Raw genomic sequence first — 22955 nt, forward strand, 5'->3', positions numbered from 1 at the left:
GCTGATTTCACGCTGCCGGCCCGCGCGCCCCGTCATTTGCACTTCGAGAGGATTCCACCATGAGCCCGGCAAGTGAATGGAAATGGGTGGCGACGAACTCGCCGACGGCAAATTCACGGACCGACGACATCTGGTTCTTCGACGAACAGAAGGGCTGGCTGGTGAACAGCAACGGCCAGGTCAGTCAAACCCTCGACGGTGGCGAGACGTGGACGATGAAGAAATTCATCGATCCGAATTCAAAGGGCTTCCCCTATCTGCGCTGCATGGGCTGGGCGAACGAGAGGATCGGCTGGGTCGGGGCGGTTACGGCGTTCGACGCAGGCAACAAGGACTATCTGCAGGTTCTGCTGCATCGAACTACCGACGGCGGTGCAAGCTGGGAAAACATGTCGAACATGCCCGACAATTCACCCGCCGGCATTTGCGGCATGTTCGCGGTCAACGAAAGGATCGTTTACGGAGCCGGAACGAATGATCCGGACCTGCCCGGTCCAGGATTGGTCAAGACCACCGATGGCGGCCTGACATGGACGCACACGGATTTGAGCCAGCACGCCGACAATCTGATCGACGTCTATTTTTCCGATGAAAACACCGGGTGGATCGTCGGTGGAAAAAAGCAATCTTCATGTCCCGCAATCAAGCCCGGCTACGAGACTCACCCGCAATATTCGCAGCTCAAGCCGGTGGTGCTGAAGACCACCGACGGCGGTGCGACCTGGGTCAACAAGGCCGCCGGCGTCGACGGGCTTGATTGCGGCGAGTGGGGGTGGAAAATTCAATTTCTCGACGCCAGGACGGGCTTCGTTGCTCTGGAAAACTTCACCACGGCGGCCATTCTGAAGACATCCGACGGGGGAGAGACCTGGGTGCGCTTGCCGATCGTCGACGCTGCCGGCCGTTCGATCAACATGGATCTCGAAGGCGTTGGCTTCATCGATGGGCAGTCCGGCTGGGTCGGCGGATGGGCCGACAACTTCGAGGGCCTCTTCAACAGTCTGACCGTCGACGGCGGGAAATCATGGACCGCGCAAAACAATGTGCCGGGTAATCCGGCTACCGACCCGCGGATCAGGATCAATCGCTATCGATTCCTCGGCAGCCCGATTTCGAAGGGGTATTGCAGCGGAGCGCAGGTTTACAAGCGTGCCGCGCCTGGTGCGCCGACGATCGCCATGGCTGCCGCGAGGCGCGCGACGCCGCAACCCGCAGGTCTGGCGCTGTCCCACACCGCCAATTTCAGCAGCCGCTCCGTCGAAATCACCTACGTGCTGCCGCAAGATGCCGCGAGTGTTTTTGTTGGGATATGGAACCACTTCGCCTTCCACGTGCGGACGCTTGTCGACGGAAGAAGCCTGAAGGCCGGCCGGCACACCATCACGTGGGACGGCACGGACGACAGCGGGAAGCCTCTCGGCGGCGACCTCTATATCTGCAGGATGTCCGTCGACGGCAGGACAGGAGAGAGCCAGACGGTTCGATTGCCAAAATAAGGACGAACCAATTGGCCGGCCGCGGCTGCGGCCGGAGCGGCGATATGCTCTTCAGATGTTTGCGCTTCAGGCATGGATGACAGGAGGATTGAGATGACAGTGACCTGGCCGACGATAAAAGCGTACTTCACGGATATGGATGTCGAGCATATGAAACGCGTGTCGGCAAACTGGCCGAAGGTGATGGATTTGCATGACGAGGCCAGCGTTCTCTACTACGCGACGCAGATTCACGCCTCGGTCTCCAGCGGCCGCATGCCGATCGGCGAGCCGCGCTGGAGTCCGCAAATGGTCGCGGATTTTCTAGACTGGTGGAAAAGTCAGAATCCGGCTGCAAGCCCTATTGTGTGACCGGCCCGATGCGATGCTAGGCCGCGGGAGGTCGTTTGCTTGAGCATGATCGGGCCGGATCGACGGAGCTGGTACGAGCAGGGCATTCGACGGGCCGAGCAAGATGGTCTGATTCACTACCGGCGCGACAACAGCGGCGGCGAATGTCCGATCTCCGACGACTATAGCCACATTCGCCACGACGGCGGCGCGCCGCTGCTGAAATATACCAATGCACGACCGCTGTCGGCGATCGCCGGCCGGATCCTTGAGCTGTACCGCGATCATGCGGATGTTCGAATTCTGGAGCTCGGACCAGGCGCCGGCGTTGCTTGTGCAACAGCAAGCCGCCTGTTACCCCGCGCAATCATCGACACCGTCTCCCTGACACCGCTCAATCCCTATTTGAGATTTCGCCGGGACGATGTGTACGACCACATCGCGGAACAAATTACCGACGAACAGTGCCTGTCACGACTTTACGGCCCGCGTCGCTCTCCCTTCGTCCGGGACCAATACATTGGCAGGTTTCCGCGAGAGATCATCCTGCGCGAACAGACCTATCATTTCATCTACGAGAACCATGGGGCCATCTTTCACAATCTGCTTGCGAATGAGGATGGTGATCCGACGGAGGTTGCCAGGACCTCGATCTCCTCGACCCTCTCGCTGCTGCGACGCGATGGAACGATGGTGATCATGGCTTCGGATGGCGCGCACCGGATCGAGGATGCGATCGAATCCTGTTCTGCCGGCACGGACATCATCCTCACCTGCAAGCGGACCGCCGCGTACCACAGCTTTCCCTGCGTTCTGGCGCGCGAAGGCAGTCCACTGTGGGTGCGGTTCCGCGAGGACGAACAGGGCTTGTTGTCAGCATCGCAATGAATACTGCGGTTGGATACGCACACGCTGGAAGCAGCGATTTTGCGGATTTGTCGGTTGCGCCGCTGAATCGCCCGCGCATTCCTCGCCACGAGGCCGCGGCAATCCCGCGGGGATCGCCAGCTAAAGCGCGATGAGATCAGGTTGAATCGTCATCGCGCTTTAGCTCTTTGTTTGAGCATGATGATCTTTCCCGGAAAGCCGCTTCACACTTTCCGGATCATCAGGCGCCGGTCATTTCAGGACCATCATGGTGAACGGATAGACATAGGCCTGCAGTGTCACGAGCACGCCGACCAGGCACGCCAGCACGATCGAGTGCAGGAACACGTAGCGCAGGATCGAGCCCTCGTGGCCGTACCAGTTGGTCGCGGTCGAGGCGACCACGATCGATTGCGCGTCGATCATCTTGCCCATCACGCCGCCGGACGAGTTGGCCGCCCCCATCAGGATCGGCGACAGGCCGAGCTGCTCGGAGGTGATCTTCTGCAGATTGCCGAACAGGATGTTGGAGGCGGTGTCCGATCCGGTCAGCGCCACGCCGAGCCAGCCGAGCAGCGTGCCGAAGAAGGGATAGAGCACGCCGGTGGCGGCGAAGGCGAGGCCGAGGGTGGCGTCGATGCCGGACAGCCGGGTCAGCGTGCCGATCGCCAGCATCGCCGAGATCGTGATCAGCGAGATCGCGCACAGTTTCAGTGTGCGGCCGTATTCCGCGATCAGCTTGCCCGGCGTCATTCCCATCAGGAAGCCGGAGATGATCGCGGCGATCAGCATACCGGTCCCGGTGAAGGACAGATAGGTGAAACCGAACACGGCGGCCTCCGGCGTCGGCTTGGCGGCCACCGGCGGCACCTTGTTGATCAACTTGTCGAGCTCGGGGACCGGATAGTTCCAGACGAAGTTCGCGTTGGCCCAGGCCTTGAAGGCACCGTTGCCCCAGATCAGCATCAGGATGCAGACGATGATCCACGGCAGCAGCGCGCTCCACAATTCACCCTGGGTCAACGGCGTCTTGTCGAGCGGCTGGGCCGCCGCCATCGTCGCCGCCGATTCATCGCGGCCGCGCAGCGCCGGCGACAGCCAGAGCTGACGCGGCTGCCAGACCCTGAGGAACAGGATCAGGCAGCCCATCGAGATCAGCGACGCCCCGATGTCGACGATCCAGGGATTGATGTGGTTCGAGATCACATATTGCGGGATCGCAAACGAGACGCCGGTGACCAGGATCGCCGGCCAGACCTCCTTCATGCCGCGCCAGCCGGCAAACGCCCACACCACCCAGAACGGCACGATCAGCGAGAACACCGGCAGCTGCCGGCCGACCATGGCGCCGAGGATGTAGGGATCGATGCCGGTGACCGAGGCAAGGCCCTGGATCGGCGTGCCGAGCGCGCCATAGGCGACCGGCGCCGTGTTGGCGATCAGCGACAGGCCGGAGGCCGCGAGCGGCGAGAAGCCGAGCCCGATCAGCACCGCGCCGGTGATCGCAACCGGGGTGCCGAAGCCCGAGGCGCCCTCGAAGAAAGCGCCGAACGAGAACGCGATCAGGAGCAGCTGCAGCCGGCGGTCCTCGGTGACGCCGCCGATGGCGCGCTTCAGCAGCTCGAACTTCCCGCACCGCACGGTCACCTGGTAGAGGAAGATGACGTTGAGCACGATCCAGCCGATCGGGAAGAAGCCGGAGACGACGCCGAGCAGCGAGGCGCGGATCGACATCCCCGCCGGCATCGTGAACACGAAGATCGCAATCAGGTTGGTCACGATCACCGCGATGATGGCGGCGATGTGCGCCTTCACCTTGCCGCTGGCGATCAGGATCAGCAGCGTGACCACGGGAATAGCGGCGGCGATCGTCGACAGCGCCGCACTGTTCAGCGGATTGTAGATTTGATTCCAGGTGTTCATCTTGGGATACCCCCATTTATTATGCAGCGCCCCTGCCCGCCTGCTGGCAGGGGCTGCTGATGCGATTGCGGGAGTCCGTCTGGTATTGCTTGAGGCCCGGCTCGCAGATGGACGATCTTTAAGGATCGCTCACATCCTCGCGAAATTCGAAGGTCCCCCGCCCCCTCGCCATTGCCGGCATGCTAGAGTTGACTACAACACCGGGACAAGCCAACGCTTGCATGCCAGTCCTACGACTTTAGTCGGGGACCGTTCCGATTACCCTGATTCTTCAGGCCTTTGCGGGCCATTCCCCGGAGACGATAATCTGTGAACAACATTCGCTCGACACTCGCGACCGTATGGCGGATCGCCTCGCCTTATTTCAGTTCCGAGGATAAGTGGGCGGGCCGCGGCCTGCTCGGCGCGGTGATCTCGATCGAGCTCCTGCTGGTCGGCAACGACGTGCTGGTCAACCAGTGGCGCAACCGCTGGTACACGGCGCTGCAGAACAAGGACTGGGACACTTTCAAATTCGAGACGATGGTGTTCTGCGGCCTCGCGACAGTCTCGGTCGTGCTCGGCGTCTACCAGCTCTATCTCAACCAGTGGCTCCAGATCCGCTGGCGCAACTGGATGACCAACAAATATCTCGGCGAGTGGCTGCATGACGCCAACCACTACCGCATGCAGCTCGCGGGCGATGCGGCCGACAACCCCGACCAGCGCATGAGCGACGACGTCAAGCTGTTCGTCAGCCAGACGCTGGCGATCGGCGTCGGGCTGTTGAGCGCGGTGGTGACGCTCGCCTCCTTCGTGATCATCCTCTGGGGGCTGTCCGCGGCGCTGCCGCTGCTGCTGTTCGGCAGCGATTTGACGTTTCCGGGTTATCTGGTCTGGGCCGCACTGGTCTACGCCGTGTTCGGCACCATGCTGACGCAGTGGATCGGCTCGCCGCTGGTCAACCTCGACTTCAACCAGCAGCGGCTGGAAGCGGACTTCCGCTTCAATCTGGTGCGGGTGCGCGAAAACTCCGAACAGATCGCGCTGCTCAGGGGCGAGAGCGCCGAGCGCGGACGATTGTCGGAGCGGTTCGGCCGCGTCGTCGGCAACTGGTACGGCATCATGAGCCGGACCAAGCGGCTGACCGCGTTCACGCAGAGCTATGCGCAGGCCTCGGTGATCTTTCCCTTCGTACTTGCGGGTCCGGCCTATTTCGTCAGCAAGTCGATCCAACTCGGCGTGCTGATCCAGATCGGCGAGGCCTTCGGCAAGGTACAGGACGCGCTCTCGTTCTTCGTCACGGCCTACCGCACCATGGCCGAGTGGCGCGCCACCGTCGCCCGTCTCGACGGCTTCGAGAACTCGATTTCGAGCGCCGAGAAGCTCGCGGCCGACCCCGCCTCGATCCACACCAGGCCCGCGTCGGGCGGTGACATCGCGCTGCCGCAGCTGCTGGTCAAGCTGCCGAACGGCGCGCCGCTGGTCTCGGTCAGCCGTTTCAGCTTCCGCCCCGGCGAGCGGACGCTGGTCACCGGCCCCTCCGGCGCCGGCAAGTCGACGCTGTTCCGTGCGGTGGCCGGCATCTGGCCGTTCGGCAATGGCGCGATCGAGGTGCCGCGCGACGCGACGCTGATGATGCTGCCGCAGCGTCCCTATCTGCCGATCGGCTCGCTGCATGACGCTGTGGTCTATCCCGGCGAGGCCGCCGGCTACGATGCCGGCCGGGTCCGCGAGGTGCTGACCGCAGTCGGACTGCCGCAACTCGCGACGCGGCTGGAAGAAGAGGCACACTGGAACCGGATGCTGTCGCTCGGCGAGCAGCAGCGCCTCGGCATCGCGCGGGCGCTGCTGCACACGCCGCAATTCCTGTTCCTGGACGAGGCGACCGCCTCGCTCGACGAGCCCTCGGAGGCCGCGCTCTACCAGCTGATCGCCGCGAAGCTGCCTGACACCACGGTGGTCTCGATCGGCCACCGCTCGACGCTCGACGCCTTCCACCAGCGCAACATCGCGCTGGTCCGCGACGGCGAGCGTTTTGCGCTGCGCGACGCCGTCAAGGTCGCCGCGTCGTAGACCTTGACCGCATTCGAACTTCACCTCGCCCCGCGTGCGGGGAGAGGCGTAGGCCGCCTTCGGCGGCGGCTCTGAAGAACGCCGAAGCGAAGCTTCGGCTGTGCTGCATCGCAGATGCAATCCGAGTGAGGGGGAGTCTCCACGATTCCGTCTCCCACCGCATGCCTGGACGGCCCCCCTCACCCCACCCTCTCCCCGCAAGCGGGGCGATGGGGACAACGGTCCGCATCTACCAGCGCGGCCACGGTCTGTGGCTGACCCAGCGGTGCCAGGCATAGGCAAAGCCGGCAAGCAGCAGCACGCCGGTGAGCACCGGCACCAGCAGGAACGTCCATGGCAGGCTGCCCGATACGATCAGCAGCGGGCTGATCCCCGCCGGCGGGTGGAAGCTATCGGTGAGGACCATTGCGAGGATCGCGAGCCCGACCGCGGCTGCGGCCGCCCAGGCGTGCGGGCCGGTCAGCGACAGCACGGCAAGACCGGTCAGTGCGGAGACCAGGTGGCCGCCGATCAGGGCGCGCGGCTGCGCCGGCTCGGCCTCGGGCGATCCCATGATCAGCACGATCGAGGTCGCAAACGGGATCACCGCCAGCGGGTAGCCGGCCTCGATGGAGAACCACTCCATCGTGCCGATGGCGATGGCGCCGCCAAGACCGGCCACGGCGCCCGCAACCAGATCGCGCCGCCGCCCGCGCATGATCGCCGTCGCCAACGGCCGCATTGATCTCATCGGAACCCCCACAAACAAAAAGGGCGGCAGATCGCTCTGCCACCCCTTCGCGTCTCCGGAGAGAGAAGTCTACTTCAGGTTCGATGCCGCCGTCAGGTCGACCGAGAGCTTGGCGACACCGGCCGCGCCGCACCAGTTGGAGCCGACGCCGGTCGGGTTGATCGGGGTGACGTTGGTGGTGCCGCGCGCGGTGTAGTCGCTGGTGAAGGCGTTGCAGTCACCCTTCGACAGATCCGTGTCGTAGTAGCGCAGATCGAGCGTAAACACTTTGTAGGTGAAGCCGATACCGACGTTCCAAGTGTTGTAGTCGGCGTACTTGATGCCGTTCGGGAACGCCGGGACGCCGTAGAAGCTGTCGGAGGTACCGAGCCACTGCCGGCCGAACTCACCCGACACATACATGCCGACGCCGTTGGAGAAGGCGGGCGCGGTGTACTTGCCGATGATCGAGGTGTAGTTGCCCCACGCACCGAGGTTGAGGAAGTTCGGCGAGTAGTACTCGTTCAGCGTGAACGCCCAGTTGTCGTTGATGGTGTAGGTGACCTTGCCATAGACTTCGAAGAAGCTGGCGTCCTTCTTGGCCACGTTGAGGTTGGTCAGGGTGTTGGCGATACAGTCCGCGCTCAGCGGGTTACCCGCGAAATCGGTCACGGCGCCGCCGCCGTAGTAGCAGGTTCCACCCGGATAAAGGTAGCCCCAGACACCGAAGTCGAAGGCGAACGCACCGAAGGTCGGGCGGATACCGCCGTAGACGTCGATCTCGGCCGCAGCACGGTTCGGGAACGAGATGCTCTCGCCGGCCACGCCGACATAGAGCTGCAGGTCCTTGCTGACGTTGTAGCGCGGCTCGAAATAAGCGGAGACCGAGGCGTTGTGGTTCGACTGGGTGACGCCGCGGAAGATGTAGTCGTTCATGATGCCGGCGCCGAAGGCGACATCCCATGGGTCGAACGGAGCCGGCGGCGGCGCCTTGACGGCCTTCACCGCCATGTCAGCTGCCATTGCCGAGCTCGAGATCATTGCTAGCGCCGTTGCTAACAAAGCCAGTTTCTTCATGACGGTCCCCATCTACTGTCCAGACAGCCCATCTTCGGTGGCCCCCCAGGGCACGCGACAGCGGACTGCAACGAAATCGCGTGTGGCCAATCTGGAACGCGTGCACGAGACCGTGAAGCCAAAAAGACATGCATGTGCCGACTTTTTAGGCGTTCCAGCCAATTCGTCGCATGTTGGTCGCCGGGTGTTGCATTTGTAACACTAGAAGGGTGCTCACGCTGCAGTCGAGCGGCGAGAAGGCGACCGCTCAAGAAAGCCGCGAAGGGGATCCAAGCCGAATCGCTGTGCCCGCAAAATCACGGGGCTCTCGGCCGTCCCGGCATGGAAAAAGCCGCAGCGGCGTCCGCTGCGGCTTTCTGATCCATCGCTAGCCCCGCCCGCGTTCGAGGCGATTAGTGGTGCTCGCCGTCAGACGAGGTCCCGGCGATCCAGCCCGGGGCCGGCTCGTGGCTCGGCGTCGCCCAGCTCGGCGCCGGCTGCGGCTCGGGCGCCGGTTCTGGCGCAGCGGCCGGCTTCGGCGCCGCGGCCTTCTTCGGAGCGCTCTTCTTGGCAGCTTTCTTCGGCGCGGCCTTCGCGGCAGCTTTCTTCGCAGCTTTCTTGGCGGCTTTCTTGGCGGCCTTCTTGGCAGCCTTCTTCGGTGCGGCTTTCTTCGCCGCCTTCTTGGCCGCCTTCTTCTTCACCGACTTCTTCGCAGCCTTCCTGGCCGACTTCTTCGCAGATTTCTTCTTGGCCGCTACCGCCTTCTTGGCCTTTTTGGCCTTCTTGCTTTTCTTCGCCTTCTTCGACTTCGCCATCGTAGTCCTCCTGTTGCCGCTGATGTGAGGCCGCCGGGCGCATTGAAGTGATCGCTTGCCGAAAACCGAACGGGCTTCGCGAGAAGCTTCATCCGCTTCGCTGGTCGGGCATGGTCCCCCCGCAAACGCTTCGCGTTGTGGTGAAGCGGCGCCGGTCCTTGAACGTCACGCCGAGCTCAGGTCCGGATCATGCTCGAATGGCAGTCGATCAATTCAATCCTGGCCGGGGACCTCCTGTCGCCCAATCGAGAAGCTCAATCGTGTGCACCACAGGAACTGACGTACCGCCGGCAATCTGAACCATGCAGCCAATATTGCCCGCAGCGATCATGTCCGGTTTGACAAGCGCAATATTGGCGACCTTGCGATCGCGCAATCTGCTCGCAATGTCGGGCTGGAGAATGTTGTAGGTGCCCGCCGAACCGCAACACAAATGGCTCTCAGGTACATCTTTCACCACGAATCCATTCTTGGAAAGCAATTCTTTCGGAAGTTCAGTTATTTTCTGCCCGTGCTGCAGCGAACAAGCCGAGTGATAGGCGACGGTGACGTCGTCGCGTAGCGTCGAAGGCGCAAGCTCGAGGCTGCTGAGATACTCGGTGATATCCTTTGCCAGCGCGGAGATTCGCTTCGCCGGCTCGGCGAACACGGCGTCCTCGCGCAGCAGATAGCCATAGTCCTTGACCACCGTGCCGCAGCCCGAGGTGGTCACCAGGATGGCATCCAGCCCGCCTCTGTCCGCCTCCTTTTGCCACACCGTGATGTTGGCCCGCGCGCGCGCGAGCGCGTCGGCGTCCTGCCCCATGTGATGGGTCAACGCGCCGCAGCATTGCTCGTCCTTGACCAGCACCACCTCGATGCCATGCCGGGTCAGCACGTTGATCGCGGCCTGATTGATGCGCGGCGCCAGCACCTGCTGGGCGCAACCCTGCAGCAGCGCGACCCGGCCGCGGCGCCGGCCGAGCGGCGCAAACACGGTTCCCGCCGCCGGACCCGGCTGCGGCAGACCGCGCGGCGCGAGCGCCAGCATGGCCTTGATCCGCCGCAGCAGCGTGGGGCTTGCCGCGCCGACCGACGGGGTCGGCAGCAGCGCAGTGAACGGACGGGCAAGCCCGGCCAGGATCATGCTGATCCGGAACATCCCCGGCCGCGGCAGCACGTAGGCCAGCACCGAGCGCAACAGCCGCTCGCTCAGCGGGCGGGTGTAATCCCGCTCGATCCTGACCCGGGCCTGGTCGACGAGGTGCATGTAGTTCACGCCCGACGGGCAGGTGGTCATGCAGGCGAGGCACGACAGGCAGCGGTCGATATGCTTGACCACGTCAGGAGTCGGCGGCTTGTCCTTCTCCAGCATCTCCTTGATCAGATAGATGCGGCCGCGCGGGCTATCGAGCTCGTCGCCGAGCAGCACGTAGGTCGGGCAGGTCGCGGTGCAGAAGCCGCAATGCACGCAGTTGCGCAGGATCTTGTCGGCTTCCCTGATGTCGGGATCGGCGAGTTGCGTCAGGGAGAATTCGGTCTTCATGCGCCGCCGCCTCGCTTCATCCGGCCGCGGTTGAGGATGGATTTCGGGTCGAAGCTCGCCCGCACCCGCTCGGCGAGCGCGGCGAGCCCGTCCGCCTGCGGCTGGAACACATCGACACTGCGGCGCACCTCCTCGGCGGCGCGGATCAGGGTGGCATGGCCGCCGATCGCCTCGACCTGCCTGCGGACCAGCGCGGCCTGCGCGTCGGCGCTCGACGGCAGCGCGGCCCAGATCAGCCCGCCGCCCCAGTCGTAGATCACGTCGCCGCCGGCCTCGCGCGCCAGCGCCTGGCCGAGCGCACCGCCGACGGCCGGCGGGCAGACGATGCGCCACACCGGCGACGCCCCAAGCGCGCCGTCGGCCGCGAATAGCTTGACGTCGCGCAGCGCGCTCCAGACCACCGCCGAGGCATCATCGGCGAGGCTGTCGACCGTCCCATAAGAAGACAGCGTCTGGCTTAGCGACCCCGCCCGGTGCGTCACCGACGCCGCGATGCCCTCGAGCCGCACCAGCGTCACGGCCTGCCCGGCGTCGGCGAGGGAAGCGAACGCCTCCGCCCCGGACCGGAACGCGGAGCCCGGCAGATGCGCCGCCCCCGAGACGTCGTAGGGCGAGCCGAGCGCTGCCGTCATCGCCTTGTTGGCGGTGACGTCGTCGAGGGCGCGCAAGATCAGCGTGCGCTCGCTTTCCGGCTTCGGCATCACCTTGAGCGTCACCTCGGTCATGATCGCAAGGGTGCCCCAGGAGCCGGTCAACAGCTTGCAGAGATCGTAACCGGTGACGTTCTTCACCACCCGCCCGCCGGTCTTGAAGCCGTCGCCGAACCCGGACACGGCATGGGCGCCGAGCAGGTGATCGCGGGCGCCGCCCGCCCTGATGCGGCGGGGACCGGCGAGGCCTGCGCCGATCATGCCGCCGATGGTGCCGGCCGCCGCGGTGCCGAGCAGCACCGACGTGTCCATCGGCTCGAAGGCGAATTGCTGGTTCCTGGCGTCGATCAGCGACTGCACGTCGGCGAGCGGCGCACCGGCCTGAACCGTGATGATCAGCTCGCTCGGCTCATAGGAGGTGACGGCGTTCAGCGCCGAGACGTCGAGCACCGCATTGGTCACCATCGGATGGCCGATGGCGCGCTTCGAACCATGGCCGATGATTTCGAGCGGCTGCTCGCCGGCAATCGCCGCGCGCACCACCTCTTCGACGTCTTTGGCGTCTCTGACTTTGAGCGTATCCACGCGTTAGCCGGTATCGAAATTCCGCGCCGAAATCAAATGCGCGCACCGAACAGTGTCGTGAACGCCGCTAACCCGTCTGCGGTGATCTCGACGGAACGGCCCTGCGGACGGCGCCGGATCCAGTCGCGCTGAAACGCGAGGTCGGCAAGCGCGGCCCCTGCCCGTCCGGCAAGGTGCGGACGCCGCTCGCTCCAGTCGAGACAGGGCCGGCAGAGCAGCCGGCGGCTGCGCGCCGGAGAGCGCAGATCGATGCCGAGATCGCCGAGAAAGGCGATGCCTGCCGCAGTCAGTTCGCCGGCCTCCCGATCCAGACGGAGGTGGCCGCGCTGCCGCATCGCGTCGGTGACGGCGACACCGAGTTCGCCCGCAAGGTGGTCGTAGCAGGTCCGGGCCCGCCGCATCTGCGGGTCGATCCGCGGTGGCGAGCGGGACGGATTCGGCTCAACGGCGGCGACCGTCATCATGGCTTCGAGCATCTGCGCGACCAGCGGCGTCGCCAGCCGGTAGAGCCGGCGCGGACCGGAGCGCTCGACCTTGAGCAGCGCCCGCGCGGCCAGCCGCGCCAGATGCCAGCTTGCCGTCTGCGGCGTCACCCCGGCAACCCGCGCCAGTTCGCTCGCGGTCTGCGCACGGCCATCCATCAGCCGCGTCAGCATGCCGGCGCGACCGGGGTCGGCGATCAAGGCGGCAAAGTCGGCAAGCTCTGGTGCGATGGTCTGCATGGCCAGCTCCGGCGCTAGAGCGTTTTCCAGCGAAGTGGATTACCGGTTCGCGTAAGGAAAACGCGTCAAAACAGGAATCCAGAGCCCCGTTCCGATTCCATCGGAACGGGAATGGCTCTAGGGACCACGATGCTTGTCGCACGGCTCCCCCACCACAACGCTTCGATCATTGTCGAAGTGTTCACGACATCGACACTTCGATCAGCGGCGAACCGCCCGCGCCGACCGATCGCCTATGTCCTGCGTGCGGTTCGGCACCGCAAGACAATCGGAGACGATCATGCAGCCGTCTGAAGTCGACATCGCCACGATGCCCAGCCGACGAGCGGCCATCGGCAGGGTAGCAGCGATCATGGCGATCGCCAGCGTCTCGCCCTGGGCCGTGTCGCAATCCCGATCAGAGCCAAGCAACGGAGGAAGACCGATGAAGCACTATGCAATGAGCACGAGAACCATCAGCGACGCCGTCAACACCGGCGGCCTGCTGGTGGTGGCGCAATGGGAGGCCAAGGAAGGACAGGCCGACAGGATCGCGGAGATCCTCGACCGCTTCCTGCCCGAGGCGCAGAAGGACCCCGGCACCAAGCTGTTCCTGATCGGCCGCGGCAAGGACAATCCGGCGCAGTTCCTGTTCTACGAGCTGTTCCAGGACGAGGCCGCATTCAAGGCGCATCAGGACAGCACCTACTTCAAGACCTACATCGCGGAGCAGGCGCTGCCGCTGCTGGCGAAACGCGAGCGCGCGCAATACGCGCTGCTGTAAGCAGACCGCGGGGAAGGACCGCAACGCCAGCCCTTCCCCGCGGCTTACAAGTCTCGGATATCCAGAGCGCCGGAACGGGGTTCTGGATTCTTGTTTTGACGCGTTTCTTCACGCGAACCGGTATCCACTTCGCTCGAAAGCGCTCTAGCGCTCACGGCTCCAGGGGAAGAGAGAGGCCGGGAAATCGGCCGCGTAACGGTGTCCGATCGGCGGGCGGGGCTCTTCTTGCGGGGGATTCGGGTCAGGCTCGACCACCTTCCTGTAAAGATGCCAGGTGGCATGACCGAGCACCGGCAGAACGACGCAGAGACCGACGAAGAATGGCAGTGAGCCCACGGCCAGCAACACCGCAACGATCAATCCCCACGCGGCCATCTCAATCGGATTCATCGTCACAGCCCTGATCGAGGTGCGGATCGCATCGATCGCCGTCGCATGGCGGTCGAGCATCAGTGGAAATGAGACGACGCTGACGCACAGTGCAACCAGGGCAAAAAGGAAGCCGACGCCGCACCCGATGATGATGAGCGTCCAGCCTTCGGGCGTCGTCAACACGCGCTGTGCGAAATCAGGGATGCTCGCAGCCGGAGCATAGCCGAAAGTCGCAATGTAGATCGCGTCCGCGGCGGCAATCCAGACCCCGAACAGAACCAGCAGGAGAACGCCAAGTTCGAGCATGGCGCCGAACGACGGCGCACGCAGCACCTGCATTGCATCCCAGGCACCCGGCTCTTCTCCACGCTCGCGGCGGCGGCTCAGTTCGTAAAGGCCCAGTCCGGCGAAAGGACCGATCAGGGCGAAGCCGGCCGCGAGCGGAAACAGCAGCGGCAGCACCGAATAGCCGAGCACAAGTCTGAAGAGGACGAGGCCGAGGACGGGATACATCACGCACAGGACGATTGCGTGGGTCGGGATGGCTTTGAAGTCTTCCCAGCCGAGGCGCAGCGCATCGCCCAAGTCGGAAAGGCTGATCTTGCGAACGACATAGGCGGTAGAGACGCCAAACACTTGCAGTTTGGGTCGTGCGAATACTGTCGTCATGGTTCCGGTCTCCTTGCTTGTGGCCGCAGGGGAACGGAGCGCCATCAAAACACGCACATCCGCCTCATCCGCGAAAATCGCGACTGAGTCCGGCAAATCAGGTTCAACCAGAAGGAGCTTGCCGGACGACATCTGTCGCAGCCGGTCCAGTGAAACTAATCCGATGCGCGGCAGAAGCAAGGTGGTGAACGCGGTCGACGGAATTGTGCAGTTGCACACGCCCGGTTTTGCGATGCGTCAAGCGACAGGGGGGATGGCCGGTCAGTATTCGCGGCATGCAATGCTTTCCCGCCAACACGCGCCGGACAGAGGCGGGCATACTCCTCTATTGACGCCGGGCTCGACGGGTACCATGTTGAAGCAGTGAACGCCCCCAAGCTCCGATGAGGTTGCGGCCGTGACGTTGAGCCTTTGTCATGTCCGACGTCGCGACCGGTAGAATGGGCGAGGCAAGAGGCACGGCGATGGTGACCGTGACACCGTCGCTTTGACGTGAGCTCCGCCCTTTCGTTCGTCTCCGCAGCCTTCGATGGCAAGGAGGAATGAGGGATGGCTGTAGCACTCATACTGCTCCTGGTTGCCGTCGCCTCGGTGCTGTTCCACCTGTACAGCCCCTGGTGGTGGACCCCGATTGCCTCGAACTGGAGCTATATCGACCACACGATCAACCTGACATTCTGGATCACCGGAGCGGTATTCTGCGCGGTGATCGCGTTCATGGCCTATTGCGTCCTGCGCTTTCACCACACCGAGGGACGGCGCGCCCACTACAATCCCGAGAACAAGAAGCTCGAATGGTGGCTCAGCATCGGCACCGCGATCGGCGTCGTCGCCATGCTGGCGCCCGGCCTCGTCGTCTGGCACCAATTCGTCACCGTTCCCGCCGACGCGACCGACGTCGAGGTCGTTGGACAACAGTGGATGTGGAGTTATCGGCTTCCGGGCAAGGATGGCCGGCTCGGCACGTCGGATGCGCGCCTGATCAGCTCCGACAACCCACTCGGGTTGAATCCCAATGATCCGAACGGGCAGGACGACATCGTCGTCCAGAACGAGGATCTGCATCTGCCGGTTGGGAAGCCGGTGAAGGTGCTGCTCCGCTCGATCGACGTCCTGCATGATTTCTACGTGCCCGAGTTCCGGGCGAAGATGGACATGATCCCCGGCTCGGTGACCTACTACTGGCTCACGCCGACCCGGACCGGAACCTTCGACGTCCTCTGCGCCGAGCTGTGCGGCGCCGCGCACGCGCAGATGCGCAGCAAGGTCGTCGTGGAAGAAGAGAAGGAATATCACGCGTGGCTGGAGAGGCAGCACACGTTCGCCGCCTTGTCCGGCCAGCGCAACGTCGCGAAGGCGGCGTACAAGACGGATAGCGAATGAACATGCCGACGAGGGTTAGCCGGATATGAGGTGAACTCGTCGCCGAGCGGAAGACCAAGGAGGGTATTCCGATGGTCGATATCCCGTTTGATGAGGTCGCAGGCGTCCCGCCCGCCGAAGTAGGTGAGGTCGAGCTCTATCACCCGCACAGCTGGTGGACGCGGTATGTCTTTTCGCAGGACGCCAAGGTGATCGCCGTCCAGTATTCAATAACGGCGATGTCGATCGGAATGGTGGCGCTGGTGCTGTCGTGGATGATGCGCCTGCAACTGGGATTCCCCGGCACATTCTCCTTCATCGATGCCAACCAGTATCTCCAGTTCATCACCATGCACGGCATGATCATGGTGATCTACCTGCTCACCGCCTTGTTCCTTGGCGGCTTCGGCAACTACCTCATCCCGCTGATGGTCGGCGCGCGGGACATGGTTTTCCCCTATGTGAACATGCTGAGCTATTGGGTCTACCTGCTCGCCGTGCTGGTGCTGGCCGCGACCTTCTTCGTACCGGGCGGACCGACCGGCGCCGGCTGGACGCTGTATCCGCCGCAGGCCATCCTCTCCGGGACGCCCGGGCAGGACTGGGGCATCGTTCTCATGCTGGCCTCGCTGATCCTGTTCATCATCGGCTTCACGATGGGCGGGCTCAATTACGTGGTGACGGTGCTGCAGGCCCGCACCCGCGGCATGACCTTGATGCGGATGCCGCTGACGGTGTGGGGCATCTTCACCGCCACCGTGATGGCGCTGCTGGCGTTCCCGGCGCTGTTCGTCGCCTCCGTGATGCTGTTGCTTGACCGCCTCCTTGGAACCAGCTTCTTCATGCCAACGCTGGTCGAGATGGGCCAGTTGACCAAGTATGGCGGCGGCAGCCCGATCCTGTTCCAGCATCTGTTCTGGTTCTTCGGCCACCCCGAGGTCTACATCGTCGCGCTCCCGGCGTTCGGCATCATCTCGGACCTGATCAGCACGCACGCGCGCAAGAACATCTTCGGCTATCGCATGATGGTCTGGGCGATCGTGGCGATCGGGGCGCTGAGCTTCGTCGTGTGGGCGCACCACATGTATGTCAGCGGCATGCACCCGTATTTCGGGTTCTTCTTCGCCACCACGACGCTGATCATCGCGATCCCGACCGCGATCAAGGTCTACAACTGGGTGCTGACCCTGTGGCGCGGCGACATCCATCTCACGGTGCCGATGCTGTTTGCGCTCGGCTTCATCATCACCTTCGTCAACGGCGGCCTGACGGGGCTGTTCCTCGGCAACGTGGTCGTCGACGTCCCGCTGTCCGACACGATGTTCGTTGTGGCGCACTTCCACATGGTGATGGGGATTGCGCCGATCATGGCCGTGTTCGGCGGGATCTATCACTGGTATCCGAAGGTTACCGGGCGGATGCTCAATGACGCGCTCGGACACTTCCACTTCTGGGTGACGTTCATCGGGGCCTATGCGGTGTTCTTCCCGATGCACTATCTCGGCCTGCTCGGGATGCCGCGCCGCTATCACGACATCGGCGAGACCGCGTTCGTGCCGGCATCCGCCCATGACCTCAATGCGTTCATGAGCGTGGCGGCGCTGATTGTCGGCTTCGCCCAGATCGTCTTCCTGTTCAATCTGGTCTGGAGCCTGGTCAAAGGAAAAGAGGCGGGCGGCAATCCCTGGCGCGCCACCTCGCTGGAATGGCAGACGCCGGAGACCCCGCCGGGGCATGGCAACTGGGGCAAGGAGCTCCCCGTCGTCTACCGCTGGGCCTACGATTACAGCGTGCCCGGTGCCGCGAGGGACTTCATCCCGCAGAATGAACCGCCGGCCAGGGTGGCGGCGCAGGGAGCCCATCCGTGAGTGCCATCGTCCTGTTCATTGCTACGATTGCAGCGATCGCGGGATGGTGGCTCTCGCAGCAACGGCTGGCCGCCAAGCCGTGGCTGGAGCAGGGCGTTGCCGTCGATCTTCGCGGCGATCGCGGCTCGTCGGTGCCGGCGGCGAAAATCGGCCTCGGGGTTTTTCTCGCGGTGGTCGGCTCGCTGTTCGCGCTCCTGATCAGCGCCTACTCGATGCGCACCACCATGGTGGACTGGCGCGACCTGCCGCTGCCGAAATTATTGTGGTTCAACACCGGCGTCCTCGTCATCAGCAGCGTGGCGCTGCAATGGGCGCTGATGGCCGCGCGCCGCGACGACAATGAGGGCCTGATCGTCGGTCTTCTGATCGGTGGTGCATCGGCCGTGATGTTCCTGACCGGGCAGCTCGTGGTGTGGCAGCAGCTGAAGATCGCCGGCTATGTCGTGGCGTCGAACCCGGCGAATTCCTTCTTCTACCTGATCACCGCGCTGCACGGGCTGCACGTGACCGGCGGCCTGGTGGCGCTCGGCAGGACGACCGCAAAGGTGTGGCGCGGCGCGCCGATGGCGCAGCTGCGCCTGAGCATCGAGCTCTGCACCATCTATTGGCATTTCCTGTTGTTGGTCTGGCTGGTGCTGCTCGGTCTCCTGACCGGCTGGACCGACAATTTCGTCGACATCTGTCGCCAGTTGCTCAGTTAAGCGAGGGCAGGACGCGATGACAGAAACCACATTGGCAACTCCCAAGGCGCCGCCCGGGACGATTCCCGGGCTGCGCGGCATCGCCGCCGACTGGGCCTCGGATCAGCGCGCGTTCAAGAACGTGTCGTGGGGGAAGGCCATGATGTGGATCTTCCTGCTCAGCGACACCTTCATCTTCAGCTGCTTCCTGCTGTCGTACATGACGGCGCGGATGTCGACGACCGTGCCTTGGCCCAACCCGAGCGAGGTCTTCGCCCTCAATATCGGCGGCAAGCACATTCCGCTGATCCTGATCGCCATCATGACCTTCATCCTGATCTCGAGCAGCGGCACGATGGCGATGGCGGTCAATTTCGGCTATCGCCGCGATCGCGTCAAAACCGCGGCCCTGATGCTGGCCACCGCGGCCTTCGGCGCAACCTTCGTCGGCATGCAGGCCTTCGAATGGACCAAGCTGATCATGGAGGGCGTGCGGCCCTGGGGCAATCCCTGGGGCGCGGCGCAGTTTGGTTCATGCTTCTTCATGATCACCGGCTTCCACGGCACCCATGTGACGATCGGCGTCATCTTCCTGATCGCGATTGCGCGAAAGGTCTGGCGCGGAGATTTCGATGTCGAGCGGCGCGGTTTCTTCACGAGCCGCAAGGGCTACTACGAGATCGTCGAGATCATGGGCCTGTACTGGCATTTCGTCGATCTGGTCTGGGTGTTCATCTTTGCCTTCTTTTATCTCTGGTGAGGTAGCGCATGACAGAAGCAGCAGTACATGTCGAAGGGCAGGCAGCACAGCATGCGCTTCACACCTATGTGCATGACGCGGTGGCATCAGGCGCCGCGCACGCAGAGGGCCAGCAGCATCCCATCAAGCTCTATCTCGTGGTCTGGGGATGGCTGTTCGTGCTCAGCACCTGCTCCTATCTCGTCGACTATTTTGGCATCCACGGCCACCTGCGGTGGTCGCTGATCCTGCTGTTCATGGTGCTCAAGGCCGGCCTGATCGTCGCTGTCTTCATGCACATGGCCTGGGAGCGGCTGGCATTGGCTTACGCCATCCTGTTGCCGCCGGTGCTGGTGCTGGTTTTTGTAGGGATCATGGTGTTCGAATCCGACTATACGCATCTGCTCCGCGTCATATTTTTCGCGTCGGCGAACTAGACGCAGGACGGCTATGACCACCTGCGCCATGCCGCCAAACTGGACCAAGCAAGGCATCCTGAAGGCGAAGGACAAGCCATTTCGTCCGGGACTCTGCGAAGAAAGCCGTCGACCGACGGCCTTCTGAGTATCGAACTGACGAGGAATCAATCTCGTGCAAATCAATCGTTCAATTCTTCGCCGGAGCTATGCCAACATCGGAGATTACGTCGCACTGACGAAACCGCGCGTTATGTCGCTGGTCGTCTTTACCGCGCTCGTCGGTCTGATGGTCGCACCAGGCGGCATCGATCCCTTCACCGGCGTCGTTGCGCTTCTTTGCATCGCTGCGGGAGCCGGCGCCGCAGCTGCGCTCAATATGTGGTACGATGCCGACATCGATGCGGTGATGGCGCGGACCGCCATCCGCCCGATCCCCAGCGGCCGTGTATCGCGTTCGGAAGCGTTGGTGTTCGGATTGATGCTTGGCACGTGCGCCGTCCTCGCCCTCGGCGCTTTGCTGAACATGGCCGCGGCTGCGCTGCTTGCTTTCACAATTTTCTTCTACGTCGTCGTCTACACGATGTGGCTCAAGCGCCGAACACCGCAGAACATCGTCATTGGCGGTGCCGCCGGTGCACTGCCGCCGGTGATCGGCTGGGCTGCGGTCACCGGAAATGTCGGGCTCGAGCCGCTCAGCCTGTTTCTGATCATCTTCCTTTGGACGCCGGCCCACTTCTGGGCACTGTCGCTCAATCTTGCTGGAGAATATGCCCGCGCCGGTGTGCCGATGTTGCCGGTCGTGGCCGGCAAGACCGAAACAAAGCGCCAGATTTTTCTTTATAGTGTGATTTTGGTTCCGATCTCACTGCTCCCCTGTGCACTGGGGTTCGCGGGAGCCATCTATGGCGCGGCGGCGGCGATGCTGGGAGCGACCATGATTTTTCTCGCATGGCATGTCCGTCGAAGCCACGACAGGGAATGGCGGCCTGCTCGTCGCCTGTTCGCGTTTTCTATGCTCTATCTGGTCCTGCTTTTTGCTGTGCTGCTGATGAATGCTGCACCCTACGCTCAGTCCCACTAGAGCCATTTCCGGCGTTTGCGCGAAGATCATGCTCAAGCAAGAAGCCAAAGCGCGATGACGATCAACCTGGTCCCATCGCACTTTAGAACCGCGGGATATCCGGGAACGCCAGCTTGCCCGCATGGACGTGGACGCGGCCGAGCTCGGCGCAGCGGTGCAGGGTCGGAAACACCTTGCCGGGATTGAGCAGGCCCTTCGCGTCGAACGCGCATTTCAGCCGCTGCTGCTGGTTGAGGTCGATCTCGGTGAACATCTCGCCCATCAGGTCGCGCTTCTCGATGCCGACGCCGTGCTCGCCGGTGAGCACGCCGCCGAGTTCGACGCAGCAGCGCAGGATGTCGGCGCCGAACGCTTCCGCCTTCTCGATCTCTCCCGGCTTGTTGGCATCGTAGAGGATCAGCGGGTGCAGGTTGCCGTCGCCGGCGTGGAACACGTTGGCGACGCCGAGGCCGTATTTTTCCGACAGGTCGCGGATCCGCGCCAGCGCCTTCGGCAGCGCGCCGCGCGGGATGGTGCCGTCCATGCAGAGATAGTCGGGCGAGATGCGGCCGACCGCGGGGAACGCCGCCTTGCGGCCGGCCCAGAACAGATTGCGCTCGGCCTCTGAATTGGAAATCTGCAGGGTTACCGACCCGCAGCCCTTGGCGATGCTTTCGACCCGCGTGATCAACTCATCGACCTCGACCGACGGACCGTCGAGCTCGATGATCAGCAGCGCCTCGACGTCGAGCGGATAGCCGGCATGGACGAAGGCCTCCGCGGCGTGGATCGCGGGCTTGTCCATCATTTCCATGCCGCCCGGGATGATGCCGGCGCCGATAATTCGCGCCACGCATTCGCCGGCGGCCTCGACCTCGGCAAAGCCGACCATCAGGGCGCGCGCCGTCTCCGGCTTGCGCAGGATGCGCACCGTGATCTCGGTGACGACGCCGAGCAGGCCCTCGGAGCCGGTGATGATCCCCATCAGATCGTAACCGGCGTTCTCCGCCGACTTGCCGCCGATGCGCAGGATCTCGCCGTTCATCAGCACGATCTCGCAGCCCAGCACGTTGTTGGTGGTCATGCCGTATTTCAGGCAGTGCACGCCGCCAGAATTTTCCGCGACATTGCCGCCGATCGAGCAGGCGATCTGCGACGACGGATCGGGCGCGTAATAGAAGCCGGCATGGGCGACCGCCTGGCTGATCGCGAGATTGGTGACGCCGGGCTCGGTGACAACAACGCGGTTGTCGAAGTCAATCTCGCGAATCCGCTTGAACTTGCCGAGCCCGAGCAGCACGCCGTCGGCGAGCGGCAGCGCGCCGCCGGACAGCGAGGTGCCGGAGCCGCGCGGCACCACCTTGATGCCCTGCGCGTGGCAATATTTCAGGACCTTTGCCACCTGCTCGGTGGTATCGGGCAACACCACGACCATCGGCGGCTGCCGGTAGGCGGTCAGCCCGTCGGATTCATAGGCCAGCATCTCGGCGGCGCTGTCGACCACGCCCTCTCCCGGGACGATGGCACGCAGGGCCGCCACGATTTCGCCGCGGCGATCGAGGACGGCCTGATCGGCCGCCGGCATCATGATGGACATCGCTGGTTCCTTCGGGGCATCGTCCTGTTGCCGATTTGTTACGACAAATCAACCACGTCCGCACCTGTTTCGATCGACCGGCCAAAGGTCGGTCTTGCCTGCAGCCGGCAGGGCGAGTTCGCTCTGAGACAAGCGGGCAGTCATGAAAACTGTCAAAGTTTCGTGGCTTGTCCTGCCCAAGCCGGACATGCCACAAACGATTCTACTCACCTCCCGGGACGAAACGAAGAGCACCCCATGAAGCTAAAGACCTTGAGCGCGCTGGCGGTCGTCACATCGCTGGCTTTCGCATCCTCCGCGCTGGCCCAGGATGCGGCCGCCGGCAAGACCTCGTTCAACAAGTGCCTCGCCTGCCACGCGATCGGCGAAGGCGCCAAGAACAAGGTCGGACCCGAGCTCAACGGCCTCGACGGCCGCCATTCCGGCAGTGCGCCGGACTACAATTACTCCGACGCCAACAAGAACTCCGGCATCACCTGGAACAAGGCGACCTTCCTCGAATACATCAAGGACCCGAAGGCCAAGATCCCCGGCACCAAGATGGCGTTCGCCGGCATCAAGAACGAGACCGAGGCCAACAACCTCTGGACCTACATCTCCTCGTTCGACAAGGACGGCAAGCAGAAGCAGTAAATCGCCCGGATCGGGCTTGCGTCCGCCCTGAGGCTGATCTCAGGGCGGACTTTGCCGCGC

Annotated in this window: 22 protein-coding genes; 12 read left to right on the top strand and 10 right to left on the bottom strand. The window is 63.6% G+C overall.

Annotated elements, in window-relative coordinates:
* The first annotated feature begins 59 nt into the window (after positions 1-59).
* The 3 genes from CI41S_RS34530 (at position 60) to CI41S_RS34540 (ending at position 2714) form a co-directional block, all read left to right on the top strand.
* A complete protein-coding gene (locus CI41S_RS34530; RefSeq protein WP_139863463.1) occupies positions 60-1496 on the top strand; it encodes a YCF48-related protein in 1437 nt (478 codons plus the stop codon).
* 93 nt (positions 1497-1589) lie between these two features.
* A complete protein-coding gene (locus CI41S_RS34535) occupies positions 1590-1847 on the top strand; it encodes a hypothetical protein (RefSeq protein WP_139863464.1) in 258 nt (85 codons plus the stop codon).
* Positions 1848-1886: 39 nt separating this feature from the next.
* Positions 1887-2714 (top strand): hypothetical protein, encoded by an 828-nt coding sequence (locus tag CI41S_RS34540; protein WP_139863465.1) that lies wholly within the window; start codon positions 1887-1889, stop codon positions 2712-2714.
* A gap of 231 nt (positions 2715-2945) precedes the next feature.
* Here CI41S_RS34540 and CI41S_RS34545 read toward each other — a convergent pair whose 3' ends face one another.
* The gene (locus CI41S_RS34545; RefSeq protein WP_139480675.1) at positions 2946-4616 is read right to left on the bottom strand and encodes an L-lactate permease; all 1671 of its coding nucleotides are present in this window, start codon (positions 4614-4616) and stop codon (positions 2946-2948) included.
* Positions 4617-4925: 309 nt separating this feature from the next.
* Between CI41S_RS34545 and CI41S_RS34550 the strand changes: the two genes are divergently transcribed.
* Positions 4926-6671: an ABC transporter ATP-binding protein/permease gene (locus tag CI41S_RS34550; RefSeq protein WP_139863466.1), complete on the top strand. Its 1746-nt coding sequence runs from the start codon at positions 4926-4928 to the stop codon at positions 6669-6671.
* A 229-nt stretch (positions 6672-6900) separates the two neighbouring features.
* On the opposite strand, the gene CI41S_RS34555 is transcribed toward CI41S_RS34550, so the two are convergent.
* The 7 genes from CI41S_RS34555 to CI41S_RS43860 form a co-directional block, all read right to left on the bottom strand.
* Positions 6901-7401, bottom strand: coding sequence for an HPP family protein (locus CI41S_RS34555; protein WP_139863467.1), 501 nt, complete (start codon positions 7399-7401; stop codon positions 6901-6903).
* 69 nt (positions 7402-7470) lie between these two features.
* Complete coding sequence (locus CI41S_RS34560; RefSeq protein ID WP_139480678.1) at positions 7471-8457, bottom strand: TorF family putative porin; 987 nt, start codon at positions 8455-8457, stop codon at positions 7471-7473.
* Positions 8458-8849: 392 nt separating this feature from the next.
* A complete protein-coding gene (locus CI41S_RS34565; RefSeq protein WP_139863468.1) occupies positions 8850-9251 on the bottom strand; it encodes a histone in 402 nt (133 codons plus the stop codon).
* A gap of 208 nt (positions 9252-9459) precedes the next feature.
* Complete coding sequence (glcF, locus tag CI41S_RS34570) at positions 9460-10776, bottom strand: glycolate oxidase subunit GlcF (protein WP_139863469.1); 1317 nt, start codon at positions 10774-10776, stop codon at positions 9460-9462.
* On the bottom strand, positions 10773-12011 hold the full coding sequence (locus tag CI41S_RS34575; protein ID WP_139863470.1) for an FAD-binding protein: 1239 nt from the start codon (positions 12009-12011) through the stop codon (positions 10773-10775). The genes glcF and CI41S_RS34575 overlap by 4 nt, the downstream gene beginning before the upstream one ends.
* Positions 12012-12043: 32 nt before the next feature.
* The gene (locus tag CI41S_RS34580; protein WP_139863471.1) at positions 12044-12733 is read right to left on the bottom strand and encodes an ArsR/SmtB family transcription factor; all 690 of its coding nucleotides are present in this window, start codon (positions 12731-12733) and stop codon (positions 12044-12046) included.
* Between the two features lie 201 nt (positions 12734-12934).
* Positions 12935-13087, bottom strand: a complete 153-nt coding sequence (locus CI41S_RS43860; RefSeq protein ID WP_172628297.1) for a hypothetical protein — start codon at positions 13085-13087, stop codon at positions 12935-12937.
* 70 nt (positions 13088-13157) lie between these two features.
* Between CI41S_RS43860 and CI41S_RS34585 the strand changes: the two genes are divergently transcribed.
* Positions 13158-13496, top strand: a complete 339-nt coding sequence (locus tag CI41S_RS34585; protein ID WP_139863472.1) for a putative quinol monooxygenase — start codon at positions 13158-13160, stop codon at positions 13494-13496.
* 144 nt (positions 13497-13640) lie between these two features.
* On the opposite strand, the gene CI41S_RS34590 is transcribed toward CI41S_RS34585, so the two are convergent.
* Positions 13641-14537, bottom strand: a complete 897-nt coding sequence (locus CI41S_RS34590) for a DUF2189 domain-containing protein (RefSeq protein ID WP_139480859.1) — start codon at positions 14535-14537, stop codon at positions 13641-13643.
* A gap of 549 nt (positions 14538-15086) precedes the next feature.
* On the opposite strand from CI41S_RS34590, the gene coxB reads away from it, so the two are divergent.
* The 6 genes from coxB to CI41S_RS34620 all read left to right on the top strand — a co-directional run bounded on the left by coxB (position 15087) and on the right by CI41S_RS34620 (position 20686).
* Positions 15087-15920 (top strand): cytochrome c oxidase subunit II, encoded by an 834-nt coding sequence (coxB, locus tag CI41S_RS34595; protein WP_139480685.1) that lies wholly within the window; start codon positions 15087-15089, stop codon positions 15918-15920.
* Between the two features lie 71 nt (positions 15921-15991).
* Positions 15992-17767, top strand: a complete 1776-nt coding sequence (ctaD, locus tag CI41S_RS34600) for a cytochrome c oxidase subunit I (RefSeq protein WP_139863473.1) — start codon at positions 15992-15994, stop codon at positions 17765-17767.
* Complete coding sequence (locus CI41S_RS34605) at positions 17764-18468, top strand: cytochrome c oxidase subunit 3 (protein WP_139863474.1); 705 nt, start codon at positions 17764-17766, stop codon at positions 18466-18468. Before ctaD ends, CI41S_RS34605 begins: the two co-directional genes overlap by 4 nt.
* Positions 18469-18484: 16 nt before the next feature.
* Positions 18485-19207, top strand: a complete 723-nt coding sequence (locus CI41S_RS34610; protein ID WP_139863475.1) for a heme-copper oxidase subunit III family protein — start codon at positions 18485-18487, stop codon at positions 19205-19207.
* An 8-nt stretch (positions 19208-19215) separates the two neighbouring features.
* Positions 19216-19623: a cytochrome C oxidase subunit IV family protein gene (locus CI41S_RS34615; protein WP_139480689.1), complete on the top strand. Its 408-nt coding sequence runs from the start codon at positions 19216-19218 to the stop codon at positions 19621-19623.
* A gap of 154 nt (positions 19624-19777) precedes the next feature.
* Complete coding sequence (locus CI41S_RS34620) at positions 19778-20686, top strand: heme o synthase (protein WP_139863476.1); 909 nt, start codon at positions 19778-19780, stop codon at positions 20684-20686.
* An 82-nt stretch (positions 20687-20768) separates the two neighbouring features.
* On the opposite strand, the gene CI41S_RS34625 is transcribed toward CI41S_RS34620, so the two are convergent.
* Positions 20769-22262: an FAD-linked oxidase C-terminal domain-containing protein gene (locus CI41S_RS34625; protein ID WP_139863477.1), complete on the bottom strand. Its 1494-nt coding sequence runs from the start codon at positions 22260-22262 to the stop codon at positions 20769-20771.
* Positions 22263-22499: 237 nt separating this feature from the next.
* Here CI41S_RS34625 and cycA point away from each other — a divergent pair, with 237 nt between their 5' ends.
* Positions 22500-22895 (top strand): cytochrome c-550 CycA, encoded by a 396-nt coding sequence (cycA, locus tag CI41S_RS34630; RefSeq protein ID WP_139863478.1) that lies wholly within the window; start codon positions 22500-22502, stop codon positions 22893-22895.
* Positions 22896-22955: the final 60 nt, after the last annotated feature.

Source organism: Bradyrhizobium ivorense (assembly GCF_900696085.1).
GTDB classification, from domain to species: Bacteria; Pseudomonadota; Alphaproteobacteria; order Rhizobiales; family Xanthobacteraceae; genus Bradyrhizobium; species Bradyrhizobium ivorense.